This window comes from Caulobacter sp. GW821-FHT09H08, from assembly GCF_059415885.1.
The window spans coordinates 389110-405993 of record NZ_JBWKOC010000004.1; the positions used below are offsets into that span (position 1 = coordinate 389110).

Consider the following 16884-nt stretch of genomic DNA (forward strand, 5'->3'; position numbering starts at 1 on the left):
CCCGGAGCCAACGGCCGCGCTTTTCCGCGCGACCTCCAGTGGCCAATGGCCGCAGGCCAGGCGGCTTAGGGCTCGACGCGCGGGACGCCTTGGGACTAAAGAGCGCCATGAAATTCTTGGACCAATGCAAGATCTACATCCGCTCGGGTAACGGCGGCGGCGGATCGGTGTCGTTCCGCCGCGAGAAGTACATCGAGTACGGCGGCCCGGACGGCGGCGACGGCGGTCGCGGCGGCGACGTGTGGATCGAGGCCGTCGAAGGCCTCAACACCCTGATCGACTACCGCTACCAGCAGCACTTCAAGGCCGGCACGGGCATCCACGGCATGGGCCGCGCACGCCACGGCGCCGCCGGCGACGACGTGCTTCTGAAGGTTCCGGTCGGCACCGAGATCCTCGAAGAGGACAAGGAAACCCTGATCGCCGACCTCGACCACGTGGGCGCGCGCCTGCTGCTGGCCAAGGGCGGCAACGGCGGCTGGGGCAACCTGCACTTCAAGGGCCCGGTCAACCAGGCGCCCAAATACGCGAACCCCGGCCAGGAGGGCGAGGAACGCTGGATCTGGATGCGGCTGAAGCTGATCGCCGACGTCGGCCTGGTCGGCCTGCCCAACGCGGGCAAGTCGACCTTCCTGGCCGCCGCCAGCGCCGCCAAGCCGAAGATCGCCGACTATCCCTTCACCACCCTGACTCCGAACCTGGGCGTCGTGGACCTGTCGAGCAGCGAGCGCTTCGTCATCGCCGACATTCCCGGCCTGATCGAAGGCGCGTCGGAAGGCGCGGGGCTCGGCACCCGCTTCCTGGGCCACGTCGAACGTTCGGCCACGCTGATCCACCTGATCGACGGCACCCAGGAAGACATCGCCGGCGCTTACGAGACGATCCGGGGCGAGCTGGAAGCCTATGGCGAGGACCTGGCCGACAAGGCCGAGATCCTGGCGCTGAACAAGATCGACGCCCTCGACGAGGAAACCCTCGCCGAGAAGGTCGCCGAGCTAACCGAGATCTCGGGCACGAAGCCGTACCTGGTCTCGGGCGTCTCGGGCCAGGGCGTCACCGAACTGCTGCGCGCCGCCTATAAGCAGGTGCGCATCCGTCGCGGGGAGCTCGAGGAAGAGATCGACGAGGACGAGGACTATATCGAGGAGACCCCCGGGGGCTGGACGCCGTGAGTCAGGCCGCCGGGGCGTTTTCGAGCGCCCGCCGCATCGTCTTCAAGGTCGGCTCGGCCCTGCTAGTCGACGCCGAGACGGGCGCGGCCAACCGCGCCTGGCTGGAGACCTTCTGCGCCGACGCGGCCGCCCTGCGCGCCGCCGGCAAGCAGGTGCTGGTGGTCTCGTCGGGCGCCGTGGCCCTGGGCCGCCGTCGTCTGGGCCTGGTTGGCCGCAAGACCACCCTGCCGGAGAAACAGGCCGCCGCCGCCGCCGGCCAGTCGCTGCTGATGCGCGCCTGGGAAGAGGCCTTCGAGCCGCACGACATCGGCGTCGCCCAGATCCTGCTGACCCGCGACGACACCGAGATGCGCCGCCGCTGGCTGAACGCCCGGGCCACCACCGAGACCCTGATGGGCCTGGGTGTCGTTCCGGTGGTCAACGAGAACGACACGGTCGTCACCGAGGAAATCCGCTACGGCGACAACGACCGCCTGGCCGCCCGCGTGGCCCAGATGGCCGGCGCCGACCTGCTGGTGCTGCTTTCGGACATCGACGGCCTCTACACCGCCGACCCGCGCAAGAACCCCAAGGCCGAGCACATCCCCCTGGTCAGCGAGATCACCAACGAGATCGCCGGCATGGCCGAGGGCGCCAACGCCGCGGCCGGCGTGGGCACCGGCGGCATGGCCACCAAGATTGCCGCCGCCCGCATCGCCCGCGCCGCCGGCTGCGCCACGCTGATCACCCTGGGCTCGCGCCCGCGTCCGCTGGCCGCCATCGCCGACGGCGAGAAGGCCACCCTGATCGAGGCCGCCGCCTCGCCCGCCGCCGCCTACAAGGCCTGGATCGCCGGCTCGCTGGCCCCGCAGGGCTGGGTGACGGTCGACGCCGGCGCCGCCAAGGCCCTGGCCTCGGGCAAGAGCCTGCTGTCGGCCGGCGTCCGCGCCATCGAGGGTCCGTTCGAGAAGGGCGACGCCGTCCGGGTCCGCGACGAGACCGGCCGCGAGGTCGCGCGCGGCATCGTCCGTTACGACAGCGGCGACGCCCAACGCATCGCCGGCCTGCGCTCCGACGCCATCGAGGCCGAGCTGGGCTTCACCGAAGGCCCGATGATCCACGCGGATGATCTGGCGGTCAGCGCTTAAAACCTGTCATCCCGGACAAGCGCGCAGCGCGCCGATCAGGGACCGCAGGAAGCTCTGAGCCTGTTGCGGTCCCGGCTCTCCGCTGCGCTGCCGCCGGGATGACAGTTTCTGATTCAGTTCTCCCATCGCCCGGTCTAGGTTCCGCGCGTTCCCAGGAGTCCCCATGGCCTACCGTTCCCTCCGCGAATTTATCGACGTCCTGGAGGCCAAGGGCGAGCTGGTGCGCGTTACCGAACCGGTCTCCAGCGTGCTGGAGATGACCGAGATCCAGACCCGCCTGCTGGCCACCGGCGGGCCGGCCGTACTGTTCGAGCACGTCCTGCTGCCCGACGGCTCGCGCTCGTCGATGCCGGCCCTGGCCAACCTGTTCGGGACGGTCAAGCGCGTGGCCATGGGCGTCACCCTGGGCGGCGAGCCGCGCGAGACGGCGGGCGAGCTGCGCGAGGTCGGCGAGCTGCTGGCCTTCCTGCGCCAGCCCCAGCCGCCGAAGGGCCTGAAGGACGCGCTCGACATGCTGCCCCTGGCCAAGACGGTCATGAGCATGCGCCCCGGGACGGTGAAGAAGGCCCCCGTGCAGGAGGTCGTCCTGACCGGCGACGATATCGACCTGACCAAGCTGCCGGTCCAGACCTGCTGGCCGGGCGAGCCGGCGCCGCTGATCACCTGGCCGCTGGTCGTCACCAAGGGTCCGGGCAAGGACCGCGAGGACGACTTCAACCTCGGCATCTACCGCATGCAGGTGCTGTCCAAGGACAAGTGCATCATGCGCTGGCTGGCCCATCGCGGCGGGGCCCAGCACTACGCCCGCCACAAGAAGGCCGGCAACAAGGATCCCCTGCCCGCCTGCGCCGTGCTGGGGGCCGATCCCGGCACCATCCTGGCCGCCGTGACGCCGGTCCCGGACACCCTGTCGGAGTACCAGTTCGCCGGCCTGCTGCGCGGCGCCAAGGTCGATCTCGTGCCCGCCAAGACCGTGCCGCTGATGGTCCCGGCCCACGCCGAGATCATCATCGAGGGCCACGTCCTGCTCGACGAATATGAGGACGAAGGCCCCTACGGCGACCACACCGGCTACTACAACAGCGTCGAGAAGTTCCCGGTCTTCCAGGTGACGGCGATCACCATGCGCAAGGACCCGATCTATCTGACCACCTTCACCGGCCGGCCGCCGGACGAGCCCTCGGTGCTGGGCGAGGCGCTGAACGAGGTGTTCATTCCCCTCATCCGCCAGCAGTTCCCCGAGATCGTCGACTTCTGGCTGCCGCCCGAGGGCTGCAGCTATCGCATCGCCGTCGTCTCGATGAAGAAGGCCTATCCCGGCCACGCCAAGCGCGTGATGCTGGGCGTGTGGAGCTACTTGCGCCAGTTCATGTACACCAAGTGGGTGATCGTCGTGGACCACGACATCAACGCCCGCGACTGGAAGGACGTGATGTGGGCGATCAGCACCAAGATGGATCCCGCCCGGGACATCACGGTGATCGAGCATACGCCCATCGATTATCTGGACTTTGCTTCCCCTGAGAGCGGCCTCGGCTCCAAGATCGGCCTCGACGCCACCGACAAGTGGCCGCCCGAGACCAAGCGCGAATGGGGCGAGGAAATCCGCATGGACCAATCGGTGATTGATTCCGTTACGGAAAAATGGGCTCGCCTGGGTTTGCCGGGAGACGGGACCCCGATCTGGAAGTAGCGTCCGGCTGAGTCGGGGCCGGGATACTGATGGACGCGATCGAAGTCTTGTTCGCCTTCTACGGCGCTTTGCTGGCCCTGGCGGCGGCGAAGCTGCTGTCGGGCCTGGTTCGCCTCCTGCAGCATCGCAGGACCGTCCGCCTGGGCTGGACGACGCCGCTTCTGCTCCTGCTGCTGGTCTTCGACCTGGCGGCGTGCGTGACCAACGGCTGGCAAGCCCTGGGCTCGGCCGACATGAGCCTGCGCCTGGTGCTGACCTGCATGCTGGCGGCGGGCGCCTATTACATGGCCACGACCCTGGTGATCCCCGACAATCTGGCCGACCACGCCGACCTCGACGCCTGGTACGGCGAGAACAAGCGCTTCGTCGTCGGCGGCATGCTGATCGGCAACCTGCTGGGCTTCGAAGTGCTGCAGGCGATCGTCAGAGGCCTGGACGAAGCCATCGTCACCCGCTGGACCGGCTTCGGCGCGCTGATGAACCTGATGTTCTATCTGCTGCTGCTCGTGATGGTGCTGGTCCGCAACCGGGCGACCGACATCGTCATGCTGATCGTCCTGAATGCGCTCTATCTGATCGGGCTGCTGAACTTCTAGCGGCGTCACCGGAATGCGTACGCGGCCGGCTCGCCCCCAATGACCTAACGTCGATATGCGAATAGATTCGTCCGGCGGCTACTCAGGAATCCCATGGACGCGATCGACATCTTCTTCACCGTCTATGGCGCGCTGCTGGCCCTGGCGATCGTCAAGCTCCTGTCCTCGGTGGTGCGCCTGATCCACGCCCGCGCCACGGTGCGGGTCGGCTGGGCCACGCCGCTCCTGATGCTGCTCCTGCTGCTGGACGTCTGCAGCCTGATCAACAACGGTTCGCGGGTCATGGGGATGGCCGATCTCAGCCTGACCCTGGTGGCCACGGCCGTCGCGGCGGCCTCGATCTACTACCTGATCGCCGCCCTGGTCGCGCCGGAGGACCTGAGCGCCTGGCCCGATCTCGACGCCTATTACGACCAGAACAAGCGCTTCGTGGTCGGCGGCATGGCCGTGGCCAGCGTGCTGGGCTTCGAGGTGGTGTCGGTGCTGGTCCGGGGCTTCACCGAGACGCTCCAGTCGCGCTGGATGGGCTTCCAGGCCGTGCTGCTGCTGGCCTTCTACCTGCTGATCGTGGCGCTGTTCGCCGTCCGGAACCGAGCCGCCGAGATCGTGCTGCTGGCGACCTTGAACGCCATCTTCCTGGTGGTGATGTTCACCTTCTAGAGGCGGGATCGAAGCAAGTTCTTGTCACGGGCCCACTGAAGGGCGACGAAAGCATCGCCTGTTCGCTTTCGGAGCCCGCCATGGCCCAGACCCCGTCCGCCCCCTGGGATCAGCCCTTCCTGCCGCCGGCCCCGCACTGGCAGGGCGCCAGCCAGGCCCTGATCCGCGACACGTCCGATCCCTGGATCACCGCCTTCGAGGCCGACCCCGAGCACGACTTCAGCCCCAACTATGTCGACACCCGCGCCTGGTTCGAGAAACTCGACAAGGCCAGCAAGCTGATCCGTCTCGAGGACTTCGGTGTCTCGCCGCAGGGCCGCGAAATCTTCGCGATCGTGGCCAGCAAGGATGGCGACACGCTGGATCCGAAAAAGCCCCTGCTGCTGGTCCAGTGCGGCATCCACCCCGGCGAGATCGACGGCAAGGACGCCGGCATGATGCTGCTGCGGGACATGGCGTTCCATGGCAAGGATAGCTTGCTCGACAAGGTCAACCTGGTCTTGATCCCGATCCTGTCGGTCGACGGCCACGAGCGGGCCAGCGCCTATTCGCGCCCCAACCAGCGCGGGCCGCGCATCCAGGGCTGGCGCAACACGGCGACCAACCAGAACCTCAATCGCGACTTCATGAAGCTGGACCAGCCGGAGATGCAGGCCCTGAAGCGCCTGCAGGTCAAGTACCGGGCCGATCTCTATGTCGACGTCCACGTGACCGACGGCTTGGACTACCAGTACGACGTCACCTACGGCTTCAATGGCGAGAACGGCGTCTGGAACCGCTCGCCGGCCATCGCCAAGTGGCTCGATGACGTGCTCAAGCCGACCATGAACGCGAGCCTGGAGGCCGAGGGCCATATCCCGGGTGAGCTGGTGTTCGGCGTCGACGAGCAGAACCCCAAGGCCGGCTTCAACGACGGTGGCCTGGGCGAGCGCTTCTCGAACGGCTGGGGCGCGGCGGCCCACGTCCCGACCATCCTGATCGAGAACCATAGCCTCAAACCCCACGTCCAGCGGGTGCTCGGGACCTATGTGTTCATCGAGACGGCGCTGAAGCTGCTGGCCGAGCAGGGCGAGAGCTTGCGCTCCGCCATCGCCGCCGACAGCGCCCTGCGCTCGGCGGAGATCCCGGCCAACTTCGTTTCCGATCCGAAGCCGGCCTACACGCGCGCCTTCAAGGGCATCCGCTACGAGTACTACGACAGCCCCGCCTCGGGCCGGCAGGAGGTCCGCTGGCTGGGCGAGGCCGATCCGGAGCTGTGGCAGGTCCCGTTCTACGGCTCCAAGCCGTCGCTGACCCTGAAGCGCCCGAGCGCCTACTACGTGCCCAGCTACCGCGCCGACCTGATCGAGCGGCTGAAGCTGCACGGCGTGACGCTGGAGACCTTGACCGCCGACAAGACCCTGACGGTCGAGATGATCCGCCTGGTCGCCCCCAAGCTGGCCACCGTCGCCAACGAAGGCCACGTCCAGATCAGCGTCGATCAGGTCACCACCGAGACCCGCGACTGGACTTACCCCAAAGGCTCGATCCGCGTCCCCACCGACCAGCCGCTGGGCGACCTGATCGTTCTGCTGCTGGAGCCGCAGTCCAGCGAGAGCTTCTTCGCCTGGGGCATGATCCCCGAGGTGCTGAGCCGTGTCGAATACATTGAGCCCTACGCCATCGCCCCGCTGGCCGAGGCCATGATGGCGGCCGATCCGAAGCTGATGGCCGAGTTCGAGGCCAAGCTGGCGGCAGAGCCCCGGTTCGCCGCCGATCCGGACGCGCGCCTGGCCTGGTTCTACGAACGCACGCCGTTCTACGACGACCACCACCTTTTGTACCCCATCGCGCGAGAACTCGCGCCATAGGGAGGTCTGCTTGCCGACCTCGGGCGGAAGGCCTCATATGGCCGTCCGCTTGGGGGAAGCGGTGTACTAGGGTTTGATTGATGGACACGATTGCTTCCGGCCACGCTGCGGCGCTGTGGGCCGGCCTTCACCTTTTCCTGCTGCTGGTCCTGTCGCTGCTGGTCGTGCGCCTGCGCCAGAAGCACAAGGTCGCGCTGGGCGATGAAGGCATCCCGGAACTGGCTCGCGCCATCCGCGCCTTCGGCAACGCCACCGAATATGTGCCGACCGGCGTCGCCGCCCTGGCGGTGCTGGCCGTGGCCGGCGCCTCGCCGCTGGCCATCCATGTCGTCGGCTTCGTGCTGTTCGCCGGCCGCGTGATCCACGCCTTCGGCCTGTCCAACAGTGGCGGAGCCTCGATCCCGCGCGCAGTCGGCATGGTCGCGACCTGGCTGGCCTACATCTTCGCCGGCGTCGCGCTGCTGCTGTCGGCCATCGGGTAGCGCTTGCCCCGCCGGGGCGCGCTCGTCCATAAGACCGCATGGACGATAATCTGCTGCATGACGTGGTCGCCGCCGCGCGCAAGGCCGGGGCCGACGCGGCCGAGGCTGTCTTCGCCGAGCGCCAATCGCTCTCCGTTTCCGTTCGCTTGGGCGAGCTGGAGGAAGTCGAGCGCGAGGAGGCCCGGGATCTTGGCCTGCGCGTCTTCATCGGCAATCGCAGCGCCACCGTCTCCGGTTCCGACGTCTCCGCCGAGGCCCGCGCCAAGCTGATCGAGCGGGCCGTGGCCATGGCCCGCCTGGCGCCGGAAGACCCCTATGCCAGCCTCGCGCCCAGCGACCGCCTGGCCAAGGGTCCGTTCCCCGAGCTCGACCTGATCGACGGCTACGAGCCGACCGCCGAGACCCTGGAGACCCAGGCCCGCACCGCCGAGGACCACGCTCGCGCGGTCCAGGGCGTCACCAATTCGGACGGCGGCTCGGCCAGCTGGTCGGCGTCGAAATGGGCGCTGGTCACCACCGACGGCTTCCACGGCACGCACGCGGCCACCGGCCACTCGATCTCGGCCTCGGCTATCGCCGGCGAGGGCGCGGGCATGGAACGCGGCGGCGAAGGCCGCTCGACCCGCCACTTCGGCGACCTGCCGGCCGCCGGCGACATCGGCATGGAGGCCGGCCGCCAGGCCGTGGCGCGCCTCAACCCGCGCAAGATCGCCTCGACCACCGCCCCGGTGATCTTCGAGAACCGACTGGCCATGAGCCTGATCGGCCCGCTTCTGGGCGCGATCTCGGGCCCGTCGATCGCCCGCGGCACGTCGTTCCTGAAAGACAAGCTGGGCCAGCAGATCTTCGCCAAGGGCGTCAGGCTGCTGGAAGACCCGCACCGCGTGCGCGGCCTGGGCTCGGCCCCGTTCGACGACGAGGGCGTCACCACCCAGGCCCGCGCCCTGATCGACGACGGCGTGCTGACCACCTGGCTGCTCAACACCAGCTCGGCCAGGCAGTTGGGCCTGGCCACCACCGGTCACGCCTCGCGCGGCCTAGCGGGCCCCTCGGGCGTCTCGACCCACAACCTGACGCTCCAGCCTGGCGCCAAGGACCTGGCTGGCCTGATGAAGGATGCAGGGACAGGCCTGCTCGTCACCTCGATGTTCGGCCCCTCGCTGAACGGCAATACCGGCGACTGGTCGGTCGGCTGCTCGGGGATCTGGTTCGAGAACGGCGAGAGCACCGGCCCGGTCACCGAGATCACCGTGGCCGGCAACCTGATCGACATCTACGCCCGGCTCATTCCCGGCTCGGACCTGGAGTTCCGAGGGGCCAGCAACAGCCCCTCGATCCTGGTCGACGCCCTGGCGATCGCGGGCAAATGAACGACCTGGACCTGATCCTTCAGGCCGCCAGGGAGGCCGGCGAACTGGCGCTCTCGGCCCGCGAAAGCGGCCTGAAGATCTGGTCCAAGGACGGCGGCTCACCGGTCACCGACGCCGACCTGGCCGTCGACACCCTGCTGAAGACCGAGCTCACCGCCGAGCGGCCCGACTATGGCTGGCTGTCGGAAGAGACCGCCGACGACCCGGCGCGGCTCGGGACTACCCGCCAGTTCGTCGTCGACCCGATCGACGGCACCGTGGCCTTCATGAAGAACAAGCCGTGGTTCGCGGTCTCAATCGCGGTCGTGGAGAACGGCCAGTCGATCGCCGGCGTCGTCCATGCGCCCGCCCTGAACGAGACCTACGCCGCCACGGTCGACGGTCCGGCCACCCTCAACGGCGAGCCGATCGCGCCGTCCTCGACCGACCAGCTGTTCGGCGCGGCCATGCTGGGCGACGCCAAGATGTTCGCCCACCCCGCCTGGCGCGAGCCCTGGCCGGAGATGCGGATCGAGAGCCGCAACTCCATCGCCTATCGCATGTGCCTGGTGGCCTCCGGCGCCTTCGACGCCGCCGTGGCCCTGTCACCCAAGAGCGAGTGGGACGTCGCCGCCGCCGACCTGATCTGCCGCCGCGCCGGAGCGTTGCTCAGCGATCACAAAGGCCGGGAATTCGCCTATAATCGCCCCGTTCCGCTGGTTCCGAGCCTGGTTTGCGCCAATCGGGCGCTTCACCCGTTGATCCTGTCACGCGTCGGGCATATCGAACTGCCATAATCACAATTCCTCGCAGGAACTTGCTCCAAATGGCCGACAAGCAGCTTCTCCATATCGTCGTCGGTGGCGAACTCTCGGACGTGGCAGGCATCGAATTCCGCGACCTCGGCAAGGTCGAGTTCGTCGGCGCCTATCCGAACTACGAAGAAGCCCACAAGGCCTGGAAGGCCAAGGCCCAGGCGACCGTGGACAACGCGCACGCGCGCTACTTCATCATCCACGCCCACAAGCTGCTGGATCCGAGCAGCGAGGGCTAAAAGCCCGAACGTCTCCTCCCCCTCTGGGGGAGGTGGCCTCCCCGGGTCGCGCGAAGCGCGCGCCCGAAGATAAACCCCGGGCCGGAGGGGGCAGCGCGGCATAGGCCCAGATGGCCCCCTCAGTCGGCTTCGCCGACAGCTCCCCCGGTGGGGGAGCAGACCTACTCCCGCCTAAGGATCTTGTCCGTCAGCACCTTCCCCAGCATCCCGGCCCGGAAGGTCTTCTTCATCTCGACGGGGTCGTAGTCGTCGCTCTCGACCCACTCGCTGAAGGTCAGCCCCTTGGGCTCCCCCACCTCCAGATACTGCTCGAACACGTAGTCCAGCACCCCGGTGTTGCCGTGCTTGATGTGCAGGTAGCGCGGCCCCAGCTGCTCCATCGCCTCGCGGATCGGCAGGCCCAGGCGGTAGTGGGCGTAGAAGACGCTCATGATCCCGGCCCGGTCCGCGCCGGACTTGCAGTGCAGCAGCGCCGGGTACTCGACCGTCTCGAACAGCGCCTTGGCCCCCCGCACCCGCTCGCGGATCGGCACCTCGCGCGAGGTGATGACGAAGTCGACGAAGTTCAGGCCTAGGCGCTCGCAGGCGTCCTTCTCCAGCGCGTAGAAGCTGCCGTCGAAGCCGCCGCGCAGATTGATGATCGTCTTGATGCCCTGCTTCTTCCACCAGGCCAGCTGGAACGGCCACGGCTGGTTGGCGCGGACCAGCTCGGGGCTGATCCAGTGGGCGTTCGAGAAGCCCAGGCGCAGATAGGCGTGGTCGTTCCACAGATAGTGGAGATAGGTCTTGAACCGGCCCCAGGGCGTGGTGAGGTCGAACTTGGCCAAACGCGAGGGTCCTCTGGAAAGTCGCGGTCTAAGTAGGGGTATCGGCCCCGAAAGGCAAAATCGCGCGACGATCGGCCCTCACGGCGTCGCTTTTCCCGGCGAGTGCGTCCGCCGCGCGCTTGACAGTCTCCTCCCGACATCCGACCCCTCCCGCATGACCGCGCAGGACAATCCGCAGCCCTCGAACCGCGCCCTGATGGTGCGGATGTGGCGCGAGTTCCTGGCGCCCCGCTGGAAGGGCCTCCTGGTCTCGATCGTCAGCGCCGCCGCCGTCGCCGGTCTCAGCGTCAAGCTGACCACCATGGTCGGCCCCGCCGTCGACAAGCTGATCACCCATCCCCAGCCCGGCGCCCTGGTGCTGATCCCGCTGACCATCGCCGGCCTGGCCGTGCTGCGTGGGATCTTCCAGGTGCTGCAGGCCACCCTGATCAACCGCATCGGCAACGGCGTGGTCGGGGACATGCAGAAGCGCCTGTTCGGTCGCCTGATCCGCGCCGACCTCGCCCGGCTGCGCGGGGCGCACTCCGGCTCCTACGTCTCGTCGGTGCTGTACGACGCGGGCCTGATCCGCGAGGCGGCGACCACCGGCGTGGTCAACTATGTCCGCGAGGGCCTGACCGTTCTCTACGCCCTGTGGACCCTCCTGCACGGCGATCCGATCCTGGCCATCGGCGTGCTGGTCGTGGTGCCAGCCGTCGGGGCGATCATCCGCAACTTCTCCAAGCGCACGACCAAGGCGGCCAAGGGCGCCATGGGCGAGACCGCCAACCTCTCCACCGCCGTGATGGAGAGCCTGGACGGCGTGAAGATCGTCAAGATGGAGAACCGCGAGGCCTACGAGGAAGGCCGCGTGGCCGCCGTGGTCGACCGCCGCCAGCGCCACCTGATCAAGGGCAGCAACGCCAAGGCCATGGCCGCGCCCTCGACGGAGCTCTTCACCCAGCTCGTGATCGCCCTGATCTTCGCCTATGCCGGCTGGCGCGCCCTGACCGGCGCCCTGGTGCTGGGGCCGTTCACCCTGCCGCCGATCACGGCCGGCGGTTTCCTGGCCTTCGTCCTGACCCTGGCCCTGGCCGCCCAGTCCCTACGCCAGGTCGCCAACCTGCAGACCGTGTTCGCCGAGGGCCTGACCGCCGGCCGCCGCCTGTTCGAGGCCCTGGACGTCGCGCCCGCCATCGTCGACCCCGCCGACGCCAAGGCCCTGTCGGCCGGCAAGAGCACCATCGCGCTCGAAGGCGTCACCTTCTCGTACGGCGCTGACATTCCGGCGCTGACAAGCGTCTCCATCGAAGCGCGCAGGGGCGAGACCGTCGCCCTGGTCGGCCCCTCGGGTGGCGGCAAGAGCTCGATCCTCAACCTGATCCCGCGCTTCTACGACGTGACGGCCGGAGCGGTGACCATCGACGGCCACAACGTCCGTTCGGTGACCCTGGCGAGCCTCCGCGACCGCATCGCCCTGGTGACCCAGGAGCCCTTCCTGTTCGACGACACCATCCGCGCCAACATCGCCTACGCCCGTCCCGGCGCCAGCCAGCTGGAGATCGAGGCCGCCGCGCGCCAAGCGGCCGCCCACGATTTCATCCTGGAACTGCCCGAGGGCTACGACACCGCCGTCGGCGAGGCCGGCGCGCGGCTGTCGGGCGGCCAGCGCCAGCGTATCGCCATCGCCCGCGCCTTCCTCAAGGACGCCCCGATCCTGCTGCTGGACGAAGCCACCAGCGCGCTGGACACCGAGAGCGAGGCCCAGGTCCAGGCGGCCCTGGAGCGCCTGATGGCCGGCCGCACGACGATCCTGATCGCCCACCGCCTGTCGACCGTGAAGAACGCCGACCGCATCTACGTCATCGAGAAGGGCCGCGTGGTCGAGACCGGCGCCCATGCCGAGCTGGTCCGCGCCGGCGGCCTCTACGCGCGCCTGGCCAAGGCCCAGGATCTCGACCACGTTCCGGAGGGGACGGTTTGAGGCCTCTGCGTTCGCCGTGGGTGATGCGCCTGATGACCCGGCTGTTCGCCGGCTATATCGCGCTGACCTACAAGACCCTGCGCTGGACCCGCGAGGGCCAGGAGATCGCGACCCGCGTCCAGGCCGAGGCCCTGGCCAACGGCGGCGGCGCGATCCTGGCGCTGTGGCACTCGCGCGTGCCCGTTGGCCCGGCGACTTGGCCGCAAGGTCCTGACAAGCCCGAGATCCGCGTCCTGGTCAGCCAGTCGCGCGACGGCGAGTTCATCGCCCGCGTCATCGCCCGCCTGGGCCTGCCCGCCATTCGCGGCTCGTCGCTGAAGAAGACCGACACCCACAAGAACAAGGGCGGCGAACAGGCCTTCCGCGACATGGTCAAGTGGGTGAAGGACGGCGGGGCCATGGCCATCACCCCGGACGGCCCGCGCGGTCCGGTCGAGGTCATGCAGAAGGGCGCGGTCGCCCTGGCCCGGGTCAGCGGCGCGCCGGTGCTGTTCGTCGGGGTGGCAGTCAATCCGTGCATCCGCCTGAAGACCTGGGACCGCACCATCATCCCCCTGCCCTTCGCCAAGGCGGCCATGGTCTGGGACGGCCCGGCCACGGCGGGCCGCGACGATGACCCCGATGCGCTGACCGAAGCCTGGGGCGCGCGCCTGTCGGCCGTTTCCCGCCGCGCCGAGGCTTTGGTGGGCGAAACCGGCCCGAACGATTGATCCGCCTCGCCCTAGATGGGATGTAGGGCCCATGCCGCACGATCACTCTGGACACGCGCACGATCATCACCACGACCATGACCATCACGGTCATGATCATGCGCACGGCCATGGCCACCATCATGGCCACGGTCACCACGGGCACAGCCATGCGCCCAAGGACTTCGGCCGCGCCTTCGCCATCGGGGTGGCGCTGAACCTGGGCTTCGTGCTGGTCGAGTTCGGCGCGGGCCTGATCACCGGTTCGCTGGCCCTGCTGGCCGACGCCGGCCACAATCTGTCGGACGTGCTGGGCCTGTTGCTGGCCTGGGGCGCGGTCGTGCTGGCCAAGCGCGCGCCCAGCGCCCGCCGCACCTATGGCCTGCGCAAGGGCACCATCCTGGCCTCGCTGGGCAACGCCGCCCTGCTGCTGGTCGCGGTCGGCGCCATCGCTTGGGAAGCCATCCGCCGCTTCGCGACGCCCGAGCCGATCCAGACCGGCCCGGTGATGATCGTCGCCGCCATCGGCATCGCCATCAACACCGCCACGGCCTTGATGTTCATGAAGGGCAGCAAGGACGACCTGAACGTCCGGGGCGCCTTCCTGCACATGGCCGCCGACGCCGCCGTTTCGGCCGGCGTGGTGATCGCCGCCCTGGCCATGGCCGTCACCGGCTGGCTGTGGCTGGACCCCGTGGTCAGCCTCGGCATCGTCGCCGTCATCGTCCTGGGCACCTGGGGCCTGCTGCGCGACTCCCTGGACATGGCCCTGGACGCCACGCCGCGAGGGATCGACACGCTCCGGGTAAGAGAATGGCTGGCCGCAAGGCCAGGCGTCAGCGAGGTCCACGACCTGCACATCTGGGCGATGAGCACGACGGAGACGGCCATGACCGCCCACGTCGTCCGCCCGCTGGACGGCGACCACGACCAGTTCCTGCACGACGCCTGCTCGGAGCTGGCCAGCAAGTTCAACATCGGCCACGTGACCATCCAGGTCGAGACCACCGCCGGCGCGCACGGCTGCGCCCTGGCGCCCGAAGGCGTCGTGTGATCCGGCCGTCCGCCCTGAACCTCTACCGGGCCGCCACCGGCCTGCTCGAACCTTTCGCTCCGTCGCTGCTGGCCGGCCGGGCCCGCAAGGGCAAGGAAGACCCCGCGCGCCTCGCCGAACGCCTGGCGAAAGCCGAGGTCGCGCGTCCCGACGGCCCGCTGGTCTGGCTGCACGGCGCCAGCGTCGGCGAGAGCCTGTCGATCCTGCCCCTGGTCGAGCGCCTGCGCGCCGAGCGCCCCAAGGTCACGGTGCTGGTCACCTCGGGCACCACCACCTCGGCCGCCCTGCTGGCCAAGCGCCTGCCGCCGGGCGCGATCCACCAGTACGTCCCGGTCGACGCCCCCGGCGCGGCCAGGCGCTTCATCGCCCGCTGGAAGCCCAGCCTCGCCGTCTTCGTCGAGAGCGAGCTGTGGCCGAACCTTCTGCTCGAAGCCAAGGCGGCGGGGACGCGCCTGGCCCTCGTCTCGGCCAAGCTGTCGGACCGTAGCTTCGCCAGCTGGAGCAAGCGCCCCGACGCCGCGCGCCAGCTGCTCTCGGGCTTTAATCTCATCCTGGCCCAGGACGCCCGCGCCCACGAGCGGTTCGAAGCCCTGGGCGGCAAGGTCGCCGGCGAGGCCGACCTGAAGTTCGGCGCCGCGCCACTGCCGGTGGACCTGGCGGCCTTCGCCGTCGAGCGCGAGCGCTTTGCCCGCCCGCCCCTGCTGATCGCCAGCACCCATCCGGGCGAGGACGAGATCGCCCTGGACGCCATCGCCGCGCTCCAGGATCGACCGCCGGTGATCCTGGCCCCACGCCATGTCGAGCGCGGCCCGGCCATCGTAGACCTGGCCAAGGCGCGCGGCCTGTCGGCCTCCCTGCGCAGCCAGGCGCCCGGCGAGCCGGCCGACATCGTGGTCGCCGACACCCTGGGCGAGATGGGCCTGTGGTTCCGCCTCGCCGGGACCTCGGTCATCGCCGGCAGCCTGGTCCCCGAGATCGGCGGTCACAATCCGCTGGAGGCCGCGCGCCTGGACTGCCCAGCGATCAGCGGCCCGTTCGTCGAGAACTGGGCCTCGGCCTTCGCCGGACTGGAAGCCGCTGTCGGCGTGGTCATGGCCTCGCCCGAGGGCCTGCGCGACGCGATCGCCGCCGACCTCGGCGATCCTGAAGCCGCCAGGGCCCGCGCCGCTCGCGCCCGCGCCTATGTCGACACCCGCGACGCCGAGGCCCGCGCCGGCCTCTCCCGCATCCTCGAGCTGGTCCCATGAAACTCGGCACGCCTCGCTGGTGGTATGTCAGGCACGGCGGCCCCGCCCCGCTGACCCGCGCTCTGCTGACGCCGATCTCGTGGCTGTGGTCCGACGCCACCCGTCGCCGCATCGCCCGCACCACGCCCTCGATCATCGGCGCGCCGGTGATCTGCGTGGGCAATGTCACCATGGGCGGCGCGGGCAAGACCCCGATCGTCCGCGAGCTGCTGCTGACCCTGACCCAGCGCGGCGTCGCGGCCCACGGCCTGTCGCGGGGCTATGGCGGCAAGCTGAAGGGCCCGACCCAGGTCGACACCGCGCGCCACACCGCCGCCGACGTCGGCGACGAGCCGCTGATGCTGGCGCAGGACTTCCCGATGTGGATCGCGGCCGACCGCGTCGCAGGAGCCCGCGCCGCCGCTAGGGCCGGGGCCCAGGCCATCGTCATGGACGACGGCCACCAGAACCCGACGGTGCGCAAGGCGCTGTCCCTGGTCGTGGTCGATGGCGAAACCCGGGGCGGCGAGTGGCCGTTCGGGGACGGCCGCGTCTTCCCCGCCGGCCCGATGCGCGAGCCGCTGCACGTCGGCCTCTCGCGCGCCGACGCCGTCGTGCTGCTGCTGCCGGTCGACATGGAGACCGCCGATCCGGAGCTGCTGGCGCGGTTCGGCGACACCCCGGTGCTGATCGCCCGCCTGGAGCCCGCCGCCCCCGTGCCCAAGGGTCCGCAAGTCGGCTTCGCCGGCATCGGCAAGCCCTGGAAGGTCGAGAAGGCCCTGACCGCCGCCGGCTGCCAGCTGGTCGACTTCGCCCCGTTCCCGGACCACGGCGAATACCCCGAAGCGACGCTGAACCTGCTGGCCGACCGGGCCAAGGTCTACGACGCGGGGCTGGTCACGACGGAGAAGGACTGGGTGAGACTGCCGCCGCAGTGGCGCGAAAAGGTGACGCCGTGGCCGGTACGGGCTCGGTTCGAAAATCCAGCGGCGCTGGAGGCGTTGCTCAAGGGGATCGGGGCGTAGAAACCAAATCCTCCCCCTAGCGGGGGAGGTGTCGGCGAAGCCGACGGAGGGGGAAGGAGCCGGATAACCCGCTCTTCCCCCTCCGGCCTTCGGCCGCCTCCCCCGCTGGGGGGAGGA

General features: G+C 69.3%; 16 protein-coding genes and 1 pseudogene. 15 read left to right on the forward strand and 2 right to left on the reverse strand.

All coding sequences use genetic code 11. The annotated features are described in order from the left end of the window. Positions 1-107 precede the first annotated feature (107 nt). From obgE to AC07NN_RS16390, 10 genes are all read left to right on the forward strand, one after another. The gene (gene obgE / locus AC07NN_RS16345; RefSeq protein ID WP_494643008.1) at positions 108-1172 is read left to right on the forward strand and encodes a GTPase ObgE; all 1065 of its coding nucleotides are present in this window, start codon (positions 108-110) and stop codon (positions 1170-1172) included. Then, positions 1169-2299 (forward strand): glutamate 5-kinase, encoded by a 1131-nt coding sequence (gene proB, locus AC07NN_RS16350; protein ID WP_494643010.1) that lies wholly within the window; start codon positions 1169-1171, stop codon positions 2297-2299. The genes obgE and proB overlap by 4 nt, the downstream gene beginning before the upstream one ends. A 163-nt stretch (positions 2300-2462) precedes the next feature. Further along, positions 2463-3992, forward strand: a complete 1530-nt coding sequence (locus AC07NN_RS16355; RefSeq protein WP_494643011.1) for a UbiD family decarboxylase — start codon at positions 2463-2465, stop codon at positions 3990-3992. 29 nt (positions 3993-4021) lie between these two features. After that, entirely contained in the window at positions 4022-4588 is a 567-nt protein-coding gene (locus AC07NN_RS16360) for a hypothetical protein (protein WP_494643016.1), read from the forward strand. Positions 4589-4681: 93 nt separating this feature from the next. After that, positions 4682-5248 (forward strand): hypothetical protein, encoded by a 567-nt coding sequence (locus tag AC07NN_RS16365; RefSeq protein ID WP_494643020.1) that lies wholly within the window; start codon positions 4682-4684, stop codon positions 5246-5248. Between the two features lie 80 nt (positions 5249-5328). Next, the gene (locus AC07NN_RS16370) at positions 5329-7098 is read left to right on the forward strand and encodes a M14 family metallopeptidase (RefSeq protein WP_494643023.1); all 1770 of its coding nucleotides are present in this window, start codon (positions 5329-5331) and stop codon (positions 7096-7098) included. Positions 7099-7178: 80 nt separating this feature from the next. Further along, a complete protein-coding gene (locus tag AC07NN_RS16375; RefSeq protein ID WP_494643025.1) occupies positions 7179-7580 on the forward strand; it encodes an MAPEG family protein in 402 nt (133 codons plus the stop codon). A gap of 38 nt (positions 7581-7618) precedes the next feature. Then, positions 7619-8950 carry a TldD/PmbA family protein gene (locus tag AC07NN_RS16380; protein ID WP_494643028.1) on the forward strand — a complete coding sequence of 444 codons (1332 nt, stop codon included), beginning with the start codon at positions 7619-7621 and terminating at the stop codon, positions 8948-8950. Beyond that, a complete protein-coding gene (locus AC07NN_RS16385; RefSeq protein ID WP_494643030.1) occupies positions 8947-9726 on the forward strand; it encodes a 3'(2'),5'-bisphosphate nucleotidase CysQ in 780 nt (259 codons plus the stop codon). Before AC07NN_RS16380 ends, AC07NN_RS16385 begins: the two co-directional genes overlap by 4 nt. A 20-nt stretch (positions 9727-9746) precedes the next feature. Beyond that, positions 9747-9983 (forward strand): DUF4170 domain-containing protein, encoded by a 237-nt coding sequence (locus AC07NN_RS16390; protein ID WP_494643032.1) that lies wholly within the window; start codon positions 9747-9749, stop codon positions 9981-9983. Positions 9984-10144: 161 nt separating this feature from the next. On the opposite strand, the gene AC07NN_RS16395 is transcribed toward AC07NN_RS16390, so the two are convergent. After that, positions 10145-10810 (reverse strand): fused DSP-PTPase phosphatase/NAD kinase-like protein, encoded by a 666-nt coding sequence (locus AC07NN_RS16395; RefSeq protein ID WP_494643036.1) that lies wholly within the window; start codon positions 10808-10810, stop codon positions 10145-10147. Positions 10811-10964: 154 nt separating this feature from the next. Between AC07NN_RS16395 and AC07NN_RS16400 the strand changes: the two genes are divergently transcribed. Genes AC07NN_RS16400 through lpxK form a run of 5 tightly spaced genes read left to right on the forward strand, consistent with a single transcriptional unit; the run spans position 10965 to position 16767 of the window. Then, a complete protein-coding gene (locus tag AC07NN_RS16400; RefSeq protein WP_494643041.1) occupies positions 10965-12773 on the forward strand; it encodes an ABC transporter ATP-binding protein in 1809 nt (602 codons plus the stop codon). Continuing rightward, positions 12770-13483, forward strand: a complete 714-nt coding sequence (locus AC07NN_RS16405) for a lysophospholipid acyltransferase family protein (RefSeq protein WP_494643045.1) — start codon at positions 12770-12772, stop codon at positions 13481-13483. Before AC07NN_RS16400 ends, AC07NN_RS16405 begins: the two co-directional genes overlap by 4 nt. 31 nt (positions 13484-13514) lie before the next feature. Next, complete coding sequence (locus tag AC07NN_RS16410; RefSeq protein ID WP_494643048.1) at positions 13515-14516, forward strand: cation diffusion facilitator family transporter; 1002 nt, start codon at positions 13515-13517, stop codon at positions 14514-14516. Next, a complete protein-coding gene (locus AC07NN_RS16415; protein ID WP_494644007.1) occupies positions 14486-15763 on the forward strand; it encodes a 3-deoxy-D-manno-octulosonic acid transferase in 1278 nt (425 codons plus the stop codon). The genes AC07NN_RS16410 and AC07NN_RS16415 overlap by 31 nt, the downstream gene beginning before the upstream one ends. Continuing rightward, complete coding sequence (gene lpxK / locus AC07NN_RS16420; RefSeq protein ID WP_494643051.1) at positions 15760-16767, forward strand: tetraacyldisaccharide 4'-kinase; 1008 nt, start codon at positions 15760-15762, stop codon at positions 16765-16767. The genes AC07NN_RS16415 and lpxK overlap by 4 nt, the downstream gene beginning before the upstream one ends. Here lpxK and AC07NN_RS16425 read toward each other — a convergent pair. Further along, positions 16753-16878 (reverse strand): annotated as a pseudogene (locus AC07NN_RS16425) (hypothetical protein); the annotation flags it as partial. The gene lpxK and the pseudogene AC07NN_RS16425 overlap by 15 nt on opposite strands. Positions 16879-16884: the final 6 nt, after the last annotated feature.

Coding starts and splice junctions, on each gene's coding strand:
- obgE (WP_494643008.1), top strand. CDS start 108: ATGAAATTCTTGGACCAATGCAAGATCTACATCCGCTCGGGTAACGGC.
- AC07NN_RS16355 (WP_494643011.1), top strand. CDS start 2,463: ATGGCCTACCGTTCCCTCCGCGAATTTATCGACGTCCTGGAGGCCAAG.
- AC07NN_RS16360 (WP_494643016.1), top strand. CDS start 4,022: ATGGACGCGATCGAAGTCTTGTTCGCCTTCTACGGCGCTTTGCTGGCC.
- AC07NN_RS16365 (WP_494643020.1), top strand. CDS start 4,682: ATGGACGCGATCGACATCTTCTTCACCGTCTATGGCGCGCTGCTGGCC.
- AC07NN_RS16370 (WP_494643023.1), top strand. CDS start 5,329: ATGGCCCAGACCCCGTCCGCCCCCTGGGATCAGCCCTTCCTGCCGCCG.
- AC07NN_RS16375 (WP_494643025.1), top strand. CDS start 7,179: ATGGACACGATTGCTTCCGGCCACGCTGCGGCGCTGTGGGCCGGCCTT.
- AC07NN_RS16380 (WP_494643028.1), top strand. CDS start 7,619: ATGGACGATAATCTGCTGCATGACGTGGTCGCCGCCGCGCGCAAGGCC.
- AC07NN_RS16385 (WP_494643030.1), top strand. CDS start 8,947: ATGAACGACCTGGACCTGATCCTTCAGGCCGCCAGGGAGGCCGGCGAA.
- AC07NN_RS16400 (WP_494643041.1), top strand. CDS start 10,965: ATGACCGCGCAGGACAATCCGCAGCCCTCGAACCGCGCCCTGATGGTG.
- AC07NN_RS16410 (WP_494643048.1), top strand. CDS start 13,515: ATGCCGCACGATCACTCTGGACACGCGCACGATCATCACCACGACCAT.
- lpxK (WP_494643051.1), top strand. CDS start 15,760: ATGAAACTCGGCACGCCTCGCTGGTGGTATGTCAGGCACGGCGGCCCC.